The organism is Clostridium beijerinckii (assembly GCA_003129525.1).
Classification (GTDB): domain Bacteria; phylum Bacillota; class Clostridia; order Clostridiales; family Clostridiaceae; genus Clostridium; species Clostridium beijerinckii_D.
Window position 1 is genome coordinate 3182588 of record CP029329.1, and the last position, 20785, is coordinate 3203372.

At 28.4% G+C, this 20785-nt stretch carries 17 protein-coding genes and 1 pseudogene; all 18 read right to left on the reverse strand.

Annotated features, from left to right (window positions below; translation table 11 throughout):
- Positions 1-56: 56 nt before the first annotated feature.
- Positions 57-1169: an amidase domain-containing protein gene (locus DIC82_14060; GenBank protein ID AWK52067.1), complete on the reverse strand. Its 1113-nt coding sequence runs from the start codon at positions 1167-1169 to the stop codon at positions 57-59.
- Positions 1170-1200: 31 nt separating this feature from the next.
- Positions 1201-2109 (reverse strand): glycoside hydrolase, encoded by a 909-nt coding sequence (locus tag DIC82_14065; GenBank protein AWK52068.1) that lies wholly within the window; start codon positions 2107-2109, stop codon positions 1201-1203.
- 189 nt (positions 2110-2298) lie between these two features.
- Complete coding sequence (locus tag DIC82_14070; GenBank protein ID AWK52069.1) at positions 2299-2640, reverse strand: hypothetical protein; 342 nt, start codon at positions 2638-2640, stop codon at positions 2299-2301.
- A 23-nt stretch (positions 2641-2663) separates the two neighbouring features.
- Complete coding sequence (locus DIC82_14075; protein ID AWK52070.1) at positions 2664-2843, reverse strand: hypothetical protein; 180 nt, start codon at positions 2841-2843, stop codon at positions 2664-2666.
- A 265-nt stretch (positions 2844-3108) separates the two neighbouring features.
- Positions 3109-5259, reverse strand: coding sequence for a sensor histidine kinase (locus DIC82_14080; protein ID AWK53093.1), 2151 nt, complete (start codon positions 5257-5259; stop codon positions 3109-3111).
- A complete protein-coding gene (locus DIC82_14085; GenBank protein AWK52071.1) occupies positions 5246-5950 on the reverse strand; it encodes a DNA-binding response regulator in 705 nt (234 codons plus the stop codon). The genes DIC82_14080 and DIC82_14085 overlap by 14 nt, the downstream gene beginning before the upstream one ends.
- Positions 5951-6246: 296 nt before the next feature.
- A complete protein-coding gene (locus DIC82_14090; protein AWK53094.1) occupies positions 6247-7500 on the reverse strand; it encodes a phosphohydrolase in 1254 nt (417 codons plus the stop codon).
- Between the two features lie 158 nt (positions 7501-7658).
- Positions 7659-9545 (reverse strand): mannonate oxidoreductase, encoded by a 1887-nt coding sequence (locus tag DIC82_14095; GenBank protein AWK52072.1) that lies wholly within the window; start codon positions 9543-9545, stop codon positions 7659-7661.
- Between the two features lie 493 nt (positions 9546-10038).
- A complete protein-coding gene (locus DIC82_14100) occupies positions 10039-11547 on the reverse strand; it encodes an IMP dehydrogenase (GenBank protein ID AWK52073.1) in 1509 nt (502 codons plus the stop codon).
- Between the two features lie 89 nt (positions 11548-11636).
- The gene (locus DIC82_14105; protein AWK52074.1) at positions 11637-12131 is read right to left on the reverse strand and encodes an N-acetyltransferase; all 495 of its coding nucleotides are present in this window, start codon (positions 12129-12131) and stop codon (positions 11637-11639) included.
- Positions 12132-12232: 101 nt separating this feature from the next.
- Positions 12233-13033 carry a histidinol-phosphatase gene (locus DIC82_14110; GenBank protein ID AWK52075.1) on the reverse strand — a complete coding sequence of 267 codons (801 nt, stop codon included), beginning with the start codon at positions 13031-13033 and terminating at the stop codon, positions 12233-12235.
- Positions 13034-13118: 85 nt separating this feature from the next.
- Positions 13119-13256: pseudogene (locus tag DIC82_14115) on the reverse strand (glyoxalase).
- A complete protein-coding gene (locus DIC82_14120) occupies positions 13247-13732 on the reverse strand; it encodes an N-acetyltransferase (protein AWK52076.1) in 486 nt (161 codons plus the stop codon). The pseudogene DIC82_14115 and the gene DIC82_14120 overlap by 10 nt, the downstream one beginning before the upstream one ends.
- 270 nt (positions 13733-14002) lie before the next feature.
- A complete protein-coding gene (locus tag DIC82_14125) occupies positions 14003-15934 on the reverse strand; it encodes an ABC transporter (GenBank protein AWK52077.1) in 1932 nt (643 codons plus the stop codon).
- On the reverse strand, positions 15931-17706 hold the full coding sequence (locus DIC82_14130; protein AWK52078.1) for a multidrug ABC transporter ATP-binding protein: 1776 nt from the start codon (positions 17704-17706) through the stop codon (positions 15931-15933). The genes DIC82_14125 and DIC82_14130 overlap by 4 nt, the downstream gene beginning before the upstream one ends.
- 21 nt (positions 17707-17727) lie before the next feature.
- Entirely contained in the window at positions 17728-18171 is a 444-nt protein-coding gene (locus DIC82_14135) for a MarR family transcriptional regulator (protein ID AWK52079.1), read from the reverse strand.
- Between the two features lie 298 nt (positions 18172-18469).
- Positions 18470-18826 (reverse strand): hypothetical protein, encoded by a 357-nt coding sequence (locus DIC82_14140; GenBank protein AWK52080.1) that lies wholly within the window; start codon positions 18824-18826, stop codon positions 18470-18472.
- A gap of 115 nt (positions 18827-18941) precedes the next feature.
- Positions 18942-20783: a multidrug ABC transporter ATP-binding protein gene (locus tag DIC82_14145; GenBank protein ID AWK52081.1), complete on the reverse strand. Its 1842-nt coding sequence runs from the start codon at positions 20781-20783 to the stop codon at positions 18942-18944.
- Positions 20784-20785 lie beyond the last annotated feature (2 nt).

Consider the following 20785-nt stretch of genomic DNA (forward strand, 5'->3'; position numbering starts at 1 on the left):
TCTATTTTTTAATTTTAAGTTTTTAATATATATTCTTTTCATTTTTACATTTAAAATTAATAATGTACTCTAATTAACCAAAAATTCATTTTTTTATCACTCCAACCTAAATCCCATGGTACATTATTTCTATCTGTATTATGGCAAGTTACTAAGGAATATCCTTTTGAATCAACACCAGTAACCACAGATACATGCATTATATCACCCTTCTTTTCATATGCAACGAAATCTCCAGGAAGGAGTTTATAAGAAGCCTTATATACTTTTTCATAACTTCCTTTAGCAATAACTGATGCTCTTCCACTATTTAGCATATAATAAGTAAACTTACCTGCATTTACCCAAGGACCTGTTCCATTTCCTCTATCATAGTTCCAAGCTGAATTTTCCTTAAACTTTCCTCCTTCATGTAATATCTGTGAAGCAAAATTTGCACAATCGCCTCCCTCTGGATTAAAATCTCTGTATTCTTTATTATATTTAAATCCATATTCTTCAATAGTTGCTGCTCCACAATATTTTTCTGCATATTCAATTGCACCTTTTCTTCTTTCATTAATAGTAGAAATATCTCTAGATGGTTGTGATTTTATATGTTCTTTAATTTCATCCATCTTAATGGATTCTAAGCTTAAAGAATCTGCAAAGGGATCTGTATACCATTCAGTTGTTATTATCCATTCTTCATCTCTCTTCGTTAATCTAATTGAGTGATAAGTTCCAATTCTTGAACTATTAATTTGCTCTGGCTGATCCGTATATATGTATTTATATTCTGTATTACATAATATATTAAAAAAACATTTATCTTTTTTTATATTTGATTTTCTGATTACTATTTTAGGTATTATATCTATAAATTTAACACCTTGCTTTTCTGCCCAATTATTAATGTATTTTACCTTTCTTTGTTCATATTCATAAGCCCATTGGCCATATCTTGTATCTGTAGCATATAAAGATTCTATAGAATCTAAGTCCTTACTTAATATTGCTTTGCTTTTTATTGCAAATATGTTTTCTACAAAATTTGTTGCTTCTTCATCAGTATTAATGTCTGCTAAAACTGTTTGTTCAATATTAATATTAATTAATGAAAATACTAAAGTAATTATAATCATCTTTATAATTATTGATGAATTCTTATTAATTTTAGAGAGTCCCATGTCTAATACCCCTTTCTAAATGAATATTGTTCTAATTAATTACATTATCAATTAAATCAATGTATTTTTTAGTAGCTTCGTCTAAAAGAACTCCTTCATACCAATTGTTATTATTATTCCAATTACCAAAATATTTAGTCTTTAATATTATTTCCGGTCTATATTCAAAATGTAAAATATCAAAATGACCCCACTTTCCTCCCCAAACAAAATTGTTATTTTCAAAGGCTTCAACTAATTCTTTAGGATATTCTTTCAACCTCTCTTTTCCTTGGTTTTCTGAACTCCATTTCCAATAATCTTTTTTATCACTTTTTAAATCAATTGCTATTCCATAAGAATGAGGACTTAATCTTCCTGTTCCTGATATAACTCTATAATTGTATGTTCCACTAGCAGGATAAAGAATACTTCCTATATCACCTCTAGCTTTTGCAAGTGGCATAACTTCTTTTAATGCTGCTTCTAAAGATGTATTAGCTTTATTTTTACTATTAAATTGATAATTAGTATATCCATACTTTAAATTAATCAAGTTTTTTTCTATGGATGTTTTAGAATTTCCATAAACTTCATTAAGCAATTCATAATGTCTAGCTCTTCCTGGATCAAAAGTTTTTTCCATAATCTCTGTACCTTTTTCAAGAGGATAATCTTGTTCTAACATATCCTGAAGATCTGGATTTGCTAATTTTTCTTCATGACTTTTCTGTTTTTTATCGTCATAAATAATTTTATTACCAGACTTCATAATTAAATAAACTTCATCATCATTCTTCTTATCTATACCAACTACATACTCTGGATAAGCTAACATAAGTATTAACAGATCTTGCTTCATCTCAATTTTATAGTCGTTATCTTCAGATGCTTTTGCTGTAATAGGTATATTAAGAATCATTAATAAACATATTATAAAAACATTAAATCTTTTTATCATTACATACACCACCTTATAAACCATATAAATATATACTGTCCCAAGAATTAAAATACTATGTGCTATTAAGTCTTTTTAGCAAAAAAAATAACAAGTCAATCCAACTTGTTATTTTTTCATTATAATTATTTTTTGATCTATTTTTCTTCTAATTTAAATAAAAACTTATTTTTAGAAATTATCTAATAATTATTCTAATATGGATATTACCCATTTATTACATGAAGTGCACTTATGTACTGTAATAACAAATAAATCAAACTTCTTATTGTCTGCCATTATTCCCATTTGATCTCTTTCTTCTTTAGTTACGAATTCATCATTTTCATCCAAGTAGCCAATTATCTCTACTAAATGATTTTTCTTAGTTTTATCACAACAACCATTGGCTCCTGCAATTTCTATTGTTTCATAATCTAAATCAGGACTTAGTTCTTTTATAATATCTATTATATCTTCATAATCTTTTATATCATCTACAAAATCTTCTTCATAAAAAGTTAAATCCTTAACTTGAAAAATTTTATTCATATCTTTCTCCGTTCTTATGTTTTCTATTTTTCTTGTATAAGCTTCTTTAATTTATTTTGAACTAACCATAGTTTCTTTTGTTTTCTATTATAAGCAACTATTCTATTTTTGTTATTCTTATTTTCCTCAATTAATTTTATATATTCTAGATCTGCAATTTTTAAGGCATCATCAATTACTAAAAGTTCTTCCTTCGTAAACATACTATATCCGTTACTGAAAATTATAAAAGTCTGTTATAATATTACTTATTTTTCAGTAACTTTCTCCTTTCTTTTATTATACTTAACATCTAACCTATGTTTCTTTTTCTATAACTTCTTAAGGCACAATAAAAAAATAACAAATCCATGTGCCTAATTCTTAAAGTCTTATTTAACTTATATTAGAAAAGAACATCCATACATTAATCATTATAATACGTGGATGTTCTTTTATCAATTATATAATATATACATATAGAATTTGTTATTTTTCAAGTATAATTATGACCTTAAACAAATCCCCATCTACGTCTACATTTAAGGTTCCCCCTTGTACTTCAACAAAACTTTTTGCAATGGCAAGACCAAGTCCTGACCCTTCTGTATTTCTAGATTTATCTCCTCTTTCAAATCTTTCAACTATGTCAAAAGCATTAAAGTTAATTTCCTCAGCCGACATATTTTTTATAGTAATCTCTACACTTTTTTCATCTTCTATTATATCTACATAAACTCTAGAACCTTCCATGGCATAATTAACAACATTAATTAAAAGATTCTCAAATATTCTATATGTCTTTTGACTATCTAGTTTTAAAATAACTTTATTTTCTGGGAAATTATTCCTTAGATTTAAATTAGAAGCACTTATTTTATCATTTAATTCTATCTCAATTTGTCTCATTAATTCTACAATATCAATATTCACTAAATTTAGTTTAATATCTCCGCTTGTGGCCTTACTTACCTCAAATAAATCTTCAATTAGAAACTTTAATCTTTGTGATTTTTTATCTATAGTATCGATATAAGACTTTCTTTCTTCATCAGTTATGTTGTTATTTTTTAATAAATCAACATAAGTTATTATAGATGTAAGAGGTGTCTTCAAATCATGAGAAACATTAGAAATAAGTTCTGTTTTCATTCTTTGACTTTTTACCTCTTCACTAACAGCCTTTTTAAATCCATCCTGTATTTTTTTTACTTCATCTTTAAATGGATTAAATAATCCTAAATCTTCATTTATTTCTACGTCTAAATTTCCATCTGCAATTTTATTTGTGGCATTTAAAAGTATTCCAAATTTCTCCTTTATATTATCTACATATTTTCTTATTATTATAAACAACGCTACCGTATATACTATAGATGCCAATATTCCAAAAAACCACACAATAGAAATTACTGAAATCACTAAAAAGTTAATTGCAAGAACCTTTATGATTACTTTATTTGATTTATCAGTTAAATCTATATGCTCTATATATTCGATTAAATTATTACTCCATCTTTTTAGTGATTTTATTATTTTAAATATCAATAAATTTTCCTTAAAATATTTAACTAAACCTGTTTTAAATATATGCTTTAAAAGCATATCACCTGCAAATATTAAGTAAATTGCAATTATCCATATTAGCATATTAGCTATATTGGTTAACCAAAAACCTAGTTCTGGGCTTATACTAAAACTAATATTCCCATTACTAAATAATCCTTGTATTGTTGAATAAAGAGCATAAAATGACCCAAATCCAGAAAATACAGCTCCAATTCCAAATATAATACAATTAATTTCAAACGGAATCTTTAAGAAAGTTTTAATTCCAAATACATGATTTCCCTTTCCATATGGGATCATTAATCCTAATATTAATGTTCCAAATAAAATTGTCATTATAGCTGTAATTAAAATACGGCTATTATAATTATTTTGTGACTGATATACTACTTCACTTATGTTATCTGAATACTTTAAATCTTTAGGAATTCCATAAATAAAGGTTGCATTTCTTATAGGGTTAAATTTAATATTTTTGTTATCTAACATGTTATAATCCAACGTATCTCTCATAGTAAATTCTGAAAATCTATTCCTTATTGTGTAATCATCAGCACCAAAAATATTATTTACTGAAACTCCACCATTTCCATCATAACTTATAACCATGTAAAAAGCATATTTATTATTTAAATTTTCATTTTCAGTACTGTCTACTAATGATCTTAAATCATTATCAGTATTAGTTTTGTTTATAGATGTTTCGTTATTATAAGCTAAATAATTAAGATTTAGGTAATTATGATTTAGATCTTCTTTCCAAAAATTTATATTGTTATTAAAATTAATTTTTATATCATCATATTCATTGAAATTTGTTTCATTTAATTTTATATATATTTTATCTCCTGTTAGCTCTTCACCATTTTCTTGATCTAAAATATCTTTATATAATACATAATTGCTTCTATAAATACTTCTTAAAATTTCATAATTCTCATAAGGCACTGAAGGTTCTTCTTTTGCTACTTCTTTTATCTTTGGATAAAGACTAAATATACCTATTGACATTATTATTAATATTATAAATGCTACCATATTAGTTACATATGATTTTTTACTGTTTTTCAATTTTGTATCCAACTCCCCATACCACCTTTAAATATTTTGGATTCTTCGAATCAATTTCTATTTTTTCTCTTATATTTCTTACATGTACCATTACTGTATCTGTATTTATAGCTTCCTCATTCCATACTTTTTCATATAATTCTTCTGCTGAAAATACTCTACCCGGATTTTTCATTAGTAAATGCAATATTTTAAATTCTATAGGTGTAACTTTTACATATTCTCCATCTACTGTTACTTCTTTTGTATCAATATTTAATTCTAAGCCGCCAATTGTAAAGTTATTATTCTTTTCTTCAAAAGTATTTACTACACTTAAATACTTAGAATATCTTCTAAGTTGTGAATTAACTCTAGCTAAAAGTTCCATTGGATTAAAAGGTTTTGTTACATAGTCATCTGCTCCTATATTTAGTCCCATTATTTTATCCATTTCTTCTGACTTGGCAGTTAGCATAATTACTGGGAACTCAAAGTTTTCTCTAAGCTTCATAACCATAGTAATTCCATCCATCTTCGGCATCATTATATCTACTATTGCTAGATGTAAATTTTCTTTTCCAATAATCTCTAACCCTTCAACTCCATTACAAGCCTTAAAAACATTGTATCCTTGATTATTTAAATATATTGCAATAGCATCTGCTATTTCCTTTTCATCTTCTACAATTAAAACATTATATGATTTCATAAGTATTACACCCTCACTTTTTAATTAATATATCAATTATATAATATTATGGGATGTACTACTAATTTTTATATAATCTAATTAAACTCCCAATTATTATCTAATGATTACTATTTGTTTCTTACATATACAGTCACCTCATTTCTTGAAATTATACCGGTACAGCTGATTAATTTTTACTATAATCAAAGTATACATTTCAGAAATAAAGATAATACTGATTAAAAACAAAAGAATTTCTAAAGAAAAATATAAAAAAAGCACGCTAATATTTAAATAGCATACTTTTTCATTTATTATGCAAGTTGTTCTAATAATTCATTAAACTCATTGTTAAGATTTAAGTATATATTCATTAATTCTCTACACTGAATCTCTGCTTCTTTTATGAGATAGTCATAATTGTTTATAAATAAATTTGTTATGCTACCATCAATTTTATTATTATTAACCATATCCAATAATATATTAATTGTCTTATCCTTACTAAATATGCCTTTATAGCTTCTTACTCCTATAAGTGCACTAATAATATCTGCTATTGCAATTATTCTTATTTCTGTAGATAATTGCTCCGCCTTTAATCCAAATGGATATCCTGAGCCATCTAATTTTTCATGATGAAGTGTTGCTACATTTCTTATATCATCTATGTTTAATTCACTTAATATATTATATCCGATCATAGCATGACTTTTTATTATTTCAAATTCTTCATGGCTAACCTTTCCTGGCTTCTCTAATATTTCTACAGGAATTCCTATTTTCCCTATATCATGAAGTACTGATGCTATTCTAATCCTTGTTAGTTTCTCTTCATCTAACCCACAAATTTTTGCTATTTGATAACTTATGGCTTCAACTGTTATTGTATGTTTGACAGTTGCCTCACTTCTAAAATCAATCGAATATGCTAACATTTTACTATAAGATATCACTTCTTCTCTATTTATAATCTTAGTTTCAAAGAAACTATATAATTCATCTTCAAAAGTACCATTTACTATTTTACTTACAAAATCGAATTTTCTATCTGCTTCTACAAATAAATCTATATGTTTTTTTAGATAATTGCCTTTATCATCTTCAAAATTGCCTTTATTAAAAGATTTCTTATTTAAATAAACTCTATCTATGTAATCAGCAAAGTTTAATAATAGTCCTTCTTTACACATAACATTCATGTGCTTGTCTTCAAAATACTTAAATGTAAAGTGATGAGTCAAAACTATCTTATACAAATCCGAGAGTGGTGAAAAATATTTTATAAATAATGCTCCATAAATGGCATGCTCAATTGGTTTTCTAGTATCCACCTCTACGAGTTTATCTATTTCAGTAACTTTATATGCACCTATATCATGAAAAACAGATACAGCACAGATTTCAAGTATTTCTTCATCACTATAACTGCCATCTGCTTTTAATAAATTCATCATAATGTATGCAACTTGCTCTCCATGATTTAAAAGTCTTTTGTCTACAGAATTAATTGTTCTATGTATAATAAGTATCACTTGCTTTAACGTAACTTCAAAATTTTCTTTCATTTTTTCTCCAATCATTACTCCTAATTTAATAAATATAAAAGCTAATTATATATTGATCTAATGTTTTATTCAGCTATTATATCACTATAATCTTATTTACAAAAGTTAAAAGACCCTAACATTTACAATATTTTGTAAATGTTAGGGTCTTCTATATTTTATAAATGCTCTTCTTTTCTAAACTTCTTTAATGATTTTTTAGACCCTCTTTGAATATCCCTTTCAAGTTTTCTTTCCTTAAAACTTGAAAACAATTGATTTAAATCATATCCTTCTGGATATAATTCTTCTGCTTTAAATTCTAATTTTATTCTTTTATAATTTACCTCTAAAAATTCATTGCTAAATAGAATTGTTACATTATTAAATCTGTCTATGCCTTTATAAACTATAGCACTTAAGTTTTTTTCCAGCAGTAAAACCTTATCTCCTTGCTTATAGATATATTGTTCTTCTTTAACTTCTTCTTCTTTCTTTTTAGAAATTTTTCCATCATCTAAAAGTTCATAATTGTATTCCTTAGTTTCAATATATTTTTTACTTTTCTCAATAATACTGTCACTTATGCCCATCTTTTTAGAAATATAAAGTGCATTGCTATCGCCACTTCTTCCTATATGAAGCTTATATAAGGGTTCTAATGTATCATTTTCAAATTCCATTGCTGCATTTTCAAAATGAGGATGTTTTTGCGAAAAGTTTTTAATTTCTCCATAGTGTGTAGATGCTACCGTAATACATCCCTTGTGATAAAACTCTTCTAAAATTGCAATAGCTAGTGCAGCTCCCTCATTTGGTTCTGTTCCACTTCCTATTTCATCAAAAAGTAATAATGTATTCTTATTACTTTCTTTTAATATTTCTGCTAAATTCTTAACATGAGAAGAAAAAGTACTTAAAGCATTTTCAATACTTTGATTATCTCCAATATCAACAAAAATATTATTAAATACAGCTATTTCAGTACCTTCCTTTGCACATATATGAAATCCACTTAAAGCTCCAAGTGTAATTAATCCAACACTCTTTAATACAACTGTTTTTCCCCCTGCATTAGGTCCAGTTATAATTAAACTTCTATAATCATTTCCAATTTCAAAATCCAAAGGAACACTATTTTTAATTAAAGGATATTTTCCTTTTACAATTTTTATATATCCATAATCATTTAATTTAGGCTCAATCCCATTAATATCTTTACTATATTTAGCCTTAGCTAAAATCATATCATACTCTGAAATAACATCTATATTGATTTTCAATTCTTGCACTCTTTGAAAAATCATTTCAGTTAAAGTCGCTAATATTTTATATTCCTCAATGCTTTCTTCAGTTCTTAAAGAGACTAATTCAGTTGTATATTTTGAAATAACATTAGGTTCAATAAATACAGTCGTACCCTTTGAAGATATTTCAACAATGGTTCCTTGTACAAAGTTTTTATAAGACGATTTTATAGGAACTGTATATCTTCCATTTCTTTGGCTAACAAAAAATTCTTGTATATATTCTCTATTACCAGTATTTTTTATGAATTTCTCTAATTTTTCTTTAATTTTCTCTTCACAAATATCAATATATCTTCTTATTCTTTTAAGTTCTTTTGTAGCATTAGAATCAACAATTGTTCCGCGGATTGCAATCTTTATTTCATCTTCTATATCTTTTAAATCCGTAATGTTATCTCCATAAGCGCTTAAAGTTTCTGCATATCCTTCTTTATCTTTAACAAATGCTTTTACTTTTCTACAGCCTCTAAGAAAATCTTCTATTGTAGTAAGTTCTGAAGCTTCAAGAACTCCACCTTTTTCTATTTTCTCAATTAATGGGGAAATATCAAATATTCCTTCTAAGGGCATATGATATGATGCATCAATCAATCTTCTTCCTTCTGATGTTTCTTTTAACATTCTTTGTACTTGTTTTATATTTTTACTTGGCAATAATTTATCTATTAATTTCTTTCCTAAATTGCTTACGCAATATAATTTAACAATTTCTTTCAATTCATTATAATTTAATTTTTCTATTGTGGCATTATTCATCTTCTCATTTCCTTTACTTTCATATTCAAACCACGAAAGTTTATATAGATTTTTAAATTATGCTCCCAACCATTTAAATAATAAAGACTTTTTCTATTTTTCATTCAAGTCTAAATTATAATATAACATAAAAGCACTAAAAAAGCCGTGGATACTCCACGGCTAAAAATTCAACATTAAATAGAGATAGTAATCAACTATCTTAAAAGCGAATTCGTGGCTTGTATCTTTAATAGTTTTAATTAATTCAACAACAAATAAAAGTATATTATACTTATTTTTTGAATTAATATTAATTTACTACATTTAGATACTAGACACTCACAAAATTCCCTCATTTCATTTAAAATCTATATATTAATTATAGTATGCTACTTACTATATAATGTCAATTAAAAGTTTTAACTTTATTAGGTACTATCAAAAAAATAACAAGTTAATCCGTCAACATATTTGAACTTATTATTTTTTTTTCATATACCTTATTTATTTCCTATTGTTGAGTATTATAATGATTATCCTTCAATATAACATCATGTGAACTACCCTCAACGATACTTGTTGCAGAAACTAATGTTATTTTCGCATTTTTTTGTAACTCTGGAACTGTAAGAGCACCACAATTGCACATAGTTGAACGTACTTTATTTAATGTTATTGTAACATTATCTTTTAAACTTCCTGCATATGGTACGTATGAATCAACACCTTCTTCAAAAGATAACTTCTTATCTCCTCCAAGATCATATCTTTGCCAATTTCTTGCTCTATTAGAGCCTTCACCCCAATATTCTTTCATGTAATTTCCATTTATATTTACTTTGTTAGTTGGACTTTCATCAAATCTAGAAAAATATCTACCTAACATCATGAAATCTGCCCCCATAGCTAAAGCTAAAGTTACATGATAATCATGAACAATACCACCATCAGAACATACTGGAATATAAATTCCTGTTTTATCAAAATATTCATCTCTAGCTTTAACTACATCAATAAGTGCTGTTGCTTGACCACGACCTATACCCTTTTGTTCACGAGTTATACAAATAGATCCTCCACCTATTCCAACCTTAACAAAATCGGCTCCTGCTTCTGCTAAAAATAAGAATCCATCTTTATCAACAACATTTCCAGCTCCAACTTTAATATTTTCACCAAAGTTTTTATGTATATATTCTATAGTTATTTTTTGCCATTCAGAAAAACCTTCTGAAGAATCGATACATAACACATCTGCTCCTGCTTCAATTAAGGCTGGAACTCTTTCTGCATAGTCTCTTGTATTAATACCAGCACCTACTATATATCTTTTTTGAATATCAATAAGTTCATTTGGATTTTCCTTATTAGCAGAATAATCTTTACGGAATACCATATACTTTAGTTTTTGATCTTTATCAACTAATGGCAGCATATTTAATTTATTATCCCAGATAATATTATTTGCCTCTTTTAATGAAATATCTGCATCAGCATATGTAAGTTTACTAAATGGTGTCATAAATTCTGAAACTTCAGTTTTAAAATCCATTCTAGTCACTCTATAGTCTCTACTCGTTACGATCCCAAGAAGCTTTCCATTAGCGGTTCCATCATCTGTAACTGCCATAGTAGAATAACCTGTTTTTTCTTTTAACGCTACTACTTCTTCGAGTGTTGTATCTGGCTTAACATTAGCAGCACTTGTAACAAATCCCGACTTATAGCTCTTAGCTTTTGAAACCATAGCTGCTTCACTTTCAATTGATTGAGAACCAAATATAAATGAAACTCCACCTTCTTTTGCCAAAGCAACTGCCATTTTGTCATCTGACACTGATTGCATAATTGCTGAAGTCATCGGAATATTAAGCATAATTTCCGATTCTTCACCCTTTTTAAATTTCACAAGTGGTGTTTTTAAGCTCACATTTTGTGGAATACATTGTGTTGAAGAATATCCTGGTACTAATAAATATTCACCAAAAGTATGGGATGGTTCATTAAAGTAATATGCCATTATATCTCACTCCTCAATTTTTACATTGTAACTATATTATTTTATATGATAATACCTTTTTAACGTCATTGTCAATAAAATTCCTTATATTAAACAAGGTGACTTCTACGTTCCATAAAAACTACATCATGCCATGTCTTATTATCCATCTTTGCTATTTTTTCTCTTATACCCACAATTCTAAAGCCGCACCTTTTATGTAATTCGATGCTCACTTCATTTTCTCTTATAATTCCAGATTGTAGAGTCCAGTATCCCTTTTCTTCTGACTCTTCAATTACCTTTTTAAGAAGAGCTTTACCAATGCCAAAGCCTCTATATTTTTCTCCAATATATACGCTTACTTCTGCAACTCCCATATAAACACATCTACTTGAGGTCTTGCTTAAAGCAACCCACCCTAATACAATCCCCTGTTCTGAACGTGCAACTAATCTACATGATTGAATATGTCCACTATCCCATTCTTCAAAAGTTGGAACTTCTGTTTGAAATGTTGCTTTTTTCGTATTTATGCCTTCTAAATATATATCTCCAACTTGATTCCAATCTGTATTTTTCATTTTATTAATCTCATAATCCATTCTTCTCACCCCTAGTTACATTATCTATATTATTATTTCGTAATTGTATTAAGCATATGATATATATAAATAACATATTGACTTGTTAGACTTTTAATATTTTATTCTTTATCAAAATCTCTTCCAATATCACTTGCTGTATGTGAATCTGAGCCATATACTTTTTTAACTTCATATTTTTCTACTAATTCTTTAAAAATATCAGATACATAAATTTCACCACAATATGGTTTTCTAAGACCTGCAGTGTTAACATCTACTTCATAATCTCTTTTCTTTATTTCTTTTATTATTTCCTCTAAAAGATATCTATTTTTATATTGCTCAGGATATAACTTATTAAAAATTCTTATTAAATTAGGATGTCCAATACGTTTTGGCTTAAATTCTCCCAAATCAGCTTTTATTGCTTTAAGCAATGATTCATAATATTTATCATAAACTTTTTCAGTATTCCCTAAAGCTTTTATAGCCCTTTCAAAGCCTTCTATACCATCAATATCAGTAAACTCATTTCCTATTTTTATAAAATGCACTGATAACAAGCCGTCTTCTAACTTAGGACCATATGTATTTAACATTTCTGTTGTTTCATCTTCATAGCCTTCCAGAAAATCTACTTCAAGACCTCTATTTATCTTTATTTTGCCACTAAATTTTATCTTTATTTTATCTAGATCTTCAAAATATCTTTCTATAATTTCCTTTGATGGAGCACATTCATCTAAAAACTTTATATCATCCATAAAATAAGCTGGGAATGGCATATGTTCAGTAAAAGTTATTTCTTCTAAGCCTTCTATAAGTGCCTTTTCTACATACATTTCAAAAGTATCTTTAGTTCCATGTGGGCAATATGGTGAATGCATATGCCCATCTCTTATTATTCTTTGATTCTTCATAATCTTCTTAAGCTAAAGGTAATAATTTATATTAAACCTCCACTAAATTTAACCACCTTTCCATTTATGACTAAAATATATAACTTTATTTATCCTCACGAAGTAAATATTCATTATTTTCTAAATCCTTAAAGGAAAACATTTTACCATATGGCATAATCATTAAGTTTCCTACTTCTACAGAATTATTTTTCATCTCAATATAAGCTTTATCTAAATTTGTTCATATTCATACATATGATAATTGCATTCCTGCATCCCTAATGATTTATATGTAGCTTTTGCATTGAAATTTTCTTTTTCTACATATAATCTAATTCCTATTACACCTTCACTGTCATCACAAATTTTCTTTACATGATTATATAATTCTTTAAATATACCTTTTCTTCTATACTCTGAATCTACATAAACACTTTGAACCCAAAGAAACATTCCATTTCTCCAATCGCTCCACTCATAGGTATACATGATTTGTCCCACCACTTTATCATTTATTGTATAAACGTAATATTGGCCTTTACTTCCATCTGATAATATTGCCTCCACACCTTTAGTAAGCGTTTCTATGTTCAGTTCTTTATCTTCTGTCTCCTTTGCTAAATTATAATTAAACTTAACTATAATTTCTAAATCTTCTATTTTGGCTTTTCTTATTCTGACTGAATTTGAATTTTCATAATTAGTTGTATTACTCATTTGCTTCCTCCATGTTATTTATTACCTATATTTTAGCATTTAAATCTTATGTTATATAGTATTTTTATTATTTTATACAAAAATAATAGTGCACTCCGAAAGGTTGAATAAAAAAATAATTCTACCTTTCAGGGTACACTTTCTAATTTAATTATTTTAATAACTTTTAATTGATTCAAATATTTTTTGTTTAATTTCTAAGCATTATTTATATTTAAAATTTATTATAAAAGTAATATTAATCTCTAATTTCCTTTGCAAATATTTATCTTATACTACCTCATTATCTAAATTTGCTCCAGTAAATTGACTATTATAAAGATCTGCATAAAAACCATTCTTAGCAAGAAGTTCATTATGGTTACCCATTTCAATAATACTTCCCTTATTCATAACAAGTATTAATTCTGCATCTCTAATTGTAGAAAGTCTATGGGCAATTACAAAACTTGTTCTATTTTTCATAAGCTCTGTCATAGCTCTTTGTATATAGATTTCTGTTCTTGAATCAACACTACTTGTAGCTTCATCAAGTATCATAATACTTGGATTTGCAAGTATTGCTCTTGCTATAGTAAGAAGTTGTTTTTGACCTTGTGATATATTTGAAGCTTCTTCATTTAATATTGTATTGTATCCATCCGGAAGAGTTTTAATAAAGTGATGTGCATGAGCTGCTCTAGCTGCCTGCATAACCTCTTCTTCTGTTGCACCCTTTTTACCATAAGCGATATTATCCATTATAGTACCATTAAATAACCAAGTATCTTGGAGTACCATACCAAACATATTATGTAATTCTCCACGTTTAATGTCTCTTATATCCACACCATCAATTGTAATCGAACCCTCACTTATTTCATAGAAACGCATAAGCAAGTTAACAAGAGTAGTTTTACCTGCACCTGTTGGTCCAACAATTGCAATTGTATGACCTTGTTTTACATCAATATTCATGTTCTTAATAAGAGATTCTTCTGCTTTATAGCTAAAATCAACATTTTCAAATTTAACTTCTCCCTTAGGAAACTCTATAATTTTAGCATCAACAGCATCTGGTAATTCTTCAATTTCATCTAAAAGCTCGAAAACACGTTCAGCAGATGCAACTGTAGATTGAATTATATTAGCAATATTAGCAGTTTGAACTATCGGTTGAGTAAACTGACTTGAATATTGAATAAACGCTTGAATATCACCAATACTAATTTTACCTTGTGTTGCCAAATATCCGCCAACAACAGCAACTATTACATATCCTATATTACTTACAAATCTCATCATAGGCATTATTATTCCAGATATGAACTGAGCTTTCCATCCTGCATTATAAAGTCTATCATTAATATCTTCAAACTCTTTAATTGAATCATTTTCATGCCCAAAAGCCTTAACAATTTTGTGGCCTGTATACATTTCTTCAACATGACTATTAAGTGCTCCGATTTCTTTTTGTTGAGCCGCAAAATATTTCTGAGAATGTTTTGCAACCAAAGCTGTTATACCAACATAAAGTGGCAGCGTTAAAATAACAACTAATGTCATTAATGGGCTTATTGTTAACATCATAATTATAACTCCAACAATGGTAACAATAGATGTAATAAGCTGCGTTAAGCTTTGTTGCAATGTTGTTGAAATATTATCAACATCATTTGTTACACGACTTAATATATCACCATGAGTTCTTGCGTCAAAAAATTTAAGTGGTAGACGCGAAAGCTTATCTTCAACCTCTTTCCTCAAATTATAAACAGTTTTTTGTGCAACTCCAGCCATGATATATTGTTGGAAAAATCCAAAAAGTGTACTTATTAAATATAATCCTAGTAATAATAAAATAATATTCTTTATATATGGAAAGTCTATGCTAGGTATTGGAACTCCAGCTGGTTTACCAGCCTTCAGCAAAGCAGCATTTTGAGCTATAGCTGTATATTTTCCTACCAAACCTTCAACCAATCTAGTTATTGCCTTACCAGAAATTTTAGGACCTACTATAGTAAAAATAGTACTCATTATTGCAAATACAAATACTAGTATAAACTTAACTCTTTGTGGTTTTAAATAACCTAAAAGTCTTTTTAATGTTCCTTTGAAATCTTTTGCTTTTACTTTAGGTCCGGCAAATGATCCCATTGGTCCACCACCTGAGCGTCCCATACCTCCGCCCGATTTGTTGTTTCTATTATTTTCACTCATGATAATTCCTCCTCTGAAAGCTGTGAAGATACAATTTCATGATATATCTTACAGCTAGTTAAAAGTTCCTTATGAGTTCCCATTCCTACAATTTCACCCTCATCTAAAACTATAATTCTATCTGCATCCATAACAGTTGCAACTCTTTGAGCAATAATAAGAACTGTAGCTTTTGCTGTTTCCTCTTTAAGTGCTGCACGAAGTCTTGCATCAGTTTTAAAGTCAAGAGCTGAAAAACTATCATCAAAAATATATATTTCAGGCTTTCTAACTAAGGCACGTGCTATAGATAAACGTTGTTTTTGTCCACCAGATACATTCGTTCCTCCTTGAGCAATGATATGATCATAACCCTTTTCCATTCCATTAACAAAATCTGTGGCTTGTGCAACAGTTGCTGCATGATGAATTTCTTCCATTGTTGCATCATCTCTACCATATTTAATATTTTTCGCAATTGTTCCAGAAAATAGTACAGTCTTTTGAGGAACGAAACCTATTTTAGCTCTTAAGTCTTCTTGGCTCATTTCTCTAACATCTACACCATCTACTAATACTGATCCAGTAACTGCATCATAAAAACGTGGAATCAAATTTATTAAGGTAGATTTACCTGATCCTGTACCTCCAATAATAGCTGTTACTTCACCAGGCTTAGCACTAAATGTTATATTGCTAATTGCTGGTTGTTCTGCACCTGGATAGCTAAAACTCACATCTTTAAATTCAACATATCCACTTTCTTTATCTGCCACTATAGCCATCTTCGGATCCAGTATTTCTGGCTCCATTTCTAATACTTCATTTATTCTTATTGCAGAAGCCTGAGCTCTTGGTATCATTATAAATACCATAGCAAGCATTAAGAATCCAAATAAGATTTGCATTCCATATTGCATAAATGCTATTAACGAACCAACTTCCATACTGCCCGCATCCACCCTTTTTCCACCAAACCAAATAATAGCAACTGTTGTAACATTCATAATTAACATCATCACTGGCATTAAAAATGCCATTATTTTATTTACTTTTACAGCATTATTCATAAGATCAGTATTAGCATTATCAAATCTAACTTTTTCAGTATCTATACGGTTAAAAGCACGTATTACACGAATTCCAGTAAGTCCTTCACGTAATACAAGATTTAATTTATCTATTTTCACTTGCATCAATTTAAATAGTGGCATAGCAAATTTAAGAGTTACGCCTATAATAATTCCAAGTAACGGAATTACAACTGCAAAAATCCAAGTTAAACCTGTATCCTCTCTTAAAGCCATAACAATTCCACCTAGAGCAGTTAATGGTGCAAAAAGCATAATAGAAAAAATCATTACTGTTACTGCTTGAATCTGAGTTACGTCATTTGTAGTCCTTGTTATAAGTGTCGCAGTACCTACTTTATCAAATTCATGTAGCGAAAATCCTTCAACTTTAGCAAATAATTTATTACGAATAATTCTACCGAACCCCACTGCAGTTCTTGATGATAAGAGTGTAGATAGAACTGAGCATAGAGCACTTCCTGCTGAAACAAGTAACATTATTCCACCTATTCTAAGAATATAATCTACACCACTATATTCACCACTGAACCCTAAAAATGAAATAGTTTGAACTACATCCTTTTGTACTATACCTTTGTCGACTATATCAGCCATCAATGTTGGTAAATATAGGTTTGCAAGCACTTGAGTGAAAATTAATATAACTATTAAAACTATATATATTGTATATTGCTTTAGAAACCTAAAAAGTTTAATCATTAGTATCATCTCCATTTATCATTATTTTTTTTCTTCATTACTTAAAAGCTTTTTAAGTATATCTAATCCTTCAAATATTTTTTGAAGTTCTTCTTTCGTTCCTTGATTCATTATATTCTCAATATCTTTTTCAAATCGCCTATGAAAACTTTTATGCATCTCTTCAAAGTTTGACGATATGCTTACATAAACTACCCTCTTGTCATCTTTACTTCTTTCTCTTATCACCATTTGCTGCGCCTCAAGTCTATCTATCATTCCAGATACTGTACTATTGGATAAGGAAAGATGCTTGCTAAGTTCTGTTATCTTCATCTTCTTATTTTTACTCAAAAGTCCAATTATCATACCTTGTGGAGCAGACATACCTGTATCACTACATGATTTTTTTATATTATGTTTAAATAAACGTATTACCTCTTGAAAAAGCCTTGCAACTTCTATGCTTTCATTTAATGTTTGCATTTAACCACTTCCTTCTATTTACTTCGCAAATGAAATATTCGTATACAAACATTTCGTTTACGAAGTAATTATAGTCTCATAAGTATTTTCTGTCAATGCTTATTCAGTTAATAGTTAACTATTAATTATTAGCTATTCTAGATAAAATTTCTCATAATTTATATAATCCCCCATTTCCTATAAATAAAAAGACTTCGCATAATAAATTTTATACGAAGTCTTTTATTAATAAATACTATATAACGTAAAAATACCAATCTTACGACATCAATATCATAGGATCGGCATTTTTGAAAGTTTAATTAATAGATTTTAAATATTCTTTAACACTTGGCGAAAATGCTATAACATAGATGCTTCCAGCATATACTGATATTGCAATAATAGACATTACATCGAATGAAAATTGAACTACTATAAGAATTAATAAGCATAGTACAATAGATAATATAATTATCATTATAATCTTAGCCCATTTTTTGCCTTTAAATGTAAAATATAAAAGTATTCCTTCTAATCCAGTTCTAATAATTCCTGAAATTAAATCTATACCTCCATTGATAAAATAACTAGATAAAGCTGAGATTAAACTGATTGCCAATAATATTATTGCCATTGTTAAAAATATTTTTTTCCCCTTTTCTAATTTCTCCATAATTTCCTCCATATATTATAATTTCTTATCTTAAATCCTTTATTCCTGTTTCAAATATTACCATTTACTATATAACCAATTGTAAGCATAGAAACCTCCTTAAAATATGACATTTTTATCCTTGATGTAGTTTTCCCATTTGGCTTATCACCATTTTATAATATTGTCCCTTTTTATTCATAAGACTTTTATGATTTCCACTTTCTAATATTTTTCCATCACCAATTACCATAATGTAATCTGCATCTCTAATAGTTGACAAACGATGTGCTATCAAAAAGCTTGTGCGATTCTTCATTAATCTTAACAATGCATGCTGAATGTCTTTTTCAGTTTTTGTATCAACACTACTAGTTGCTTCATCTAAAATTAAAATAGGACTGTCACATAGTACTGCTCTAGCAATAGATATGAGTTGGCGTTGCCCTTGACTTAAATTATCTGTAGCTCCAGACACCATTGTATTATACCCTTTTGGTAATTTATCAATAAAATCGTGAGCATGAGCTATTTGGGCTGCATTAATCACCTGTTCATTTGTTGCCTCCTTTTGTGAGTAACGAATATTGTCCATAATTGTACCAGTAAAAAGATTGGTGTCTTGTAGCACTACTGAAAAACATCTCCTAAGACTATTTCTTTTTAAATTTGTAATTGATTCATTATCAATTAAAATCCTTCCACTGTCTGCATCATAAAAACGAGTAAGAAGATTTACAATAGTAGTTTTCCCTGCACCAGTTTCTCCTACTAACGCAACTGTTTCTCCTGCTTTGACTCTAAAACTTACATTATTTAATATAGGAGTAGACTTGTCATATGAAAAATATACATTTTCAAAAGTAACATCTCCATTTGGATGTTCCATATCCAGAGCATTTTCCATATCAGATGGCTCCTCTTCACTATCCAAAATTTCAAAAACACGTTCTGCTCCAGCAAGTGCCGATTGAATAGTATTAAACATGCCTGCAACAGAGTTAAGTGGGTGTGAAAATTGTTTTGAATAACTCATAAAACTAACCACGGTTCCAATTGTTAAACCGTATCCTACTGATAATACACCACCAACAATAGCTACAATTGCGAAAATTAAATTGTTTATAACATTCATAAGTGGCATCATATATCCAGACCATACCTGTGCCTTATTACTGCTTTCATACAGTTTTTCATTAATCTCTTCAAACTGTTTTAAAACATCTTGTTGCTTACCAAAAGCTTTTACCATTTTTAGTCCCAGTATATTTTCCTCAATTACTCCATTAAGTGAACCAAGACTTTGCTGCTGTGATAAAAAATAAGCACGACTTTTCGTTGCAATTACACGTGTTAAAATTATCACTAGAGGAATACATAATAAAACAACGAGTGTAAGAGGTACATTTAGTGTTATCATCACTGCAAAAGATCCCACTAGTGTTAAAACACTTGATATTAATTGTGTAGTTGTTTGTGAAATAGTAGAACTAATATTATCTACATCATTAGTAATTCTACTCATTGTATCACCATGAGAGCGAGTATCATAGAATTTCAGCGGAAGTTTTTGCATCTTTTCAAAAAATTCTGTACGTATCACAAGCACAAGCTTTTGTGAAACTTTAAGCATAATAACTCCATTGAGACATGAAATAAGCCAATTTACTATATATAAGGCCACAATTATCATTAAAAGCCACATAAGCATTTGTGTGTCCACTGTTCTAGTTGCAATTTTAAAGGTATTAAATGTTTTTCCTATAAAATAAGGAATTGCAACGGAAATTACTGATGAAAAAGCTGTAAGTATCATAGCCACAAAAATGGTTTTAGCAAAGCGCATATATATTTTTATAATACGAATTAATGTACTTTTTGTATTTTTAGGTTTTGCAGTTGGTGCAAAACGGTTCCCACTTATTTTTCTACTCATAGATGGTACTTTTGCTTCCGCTTTAGAAAACTGTTGTGTCATAG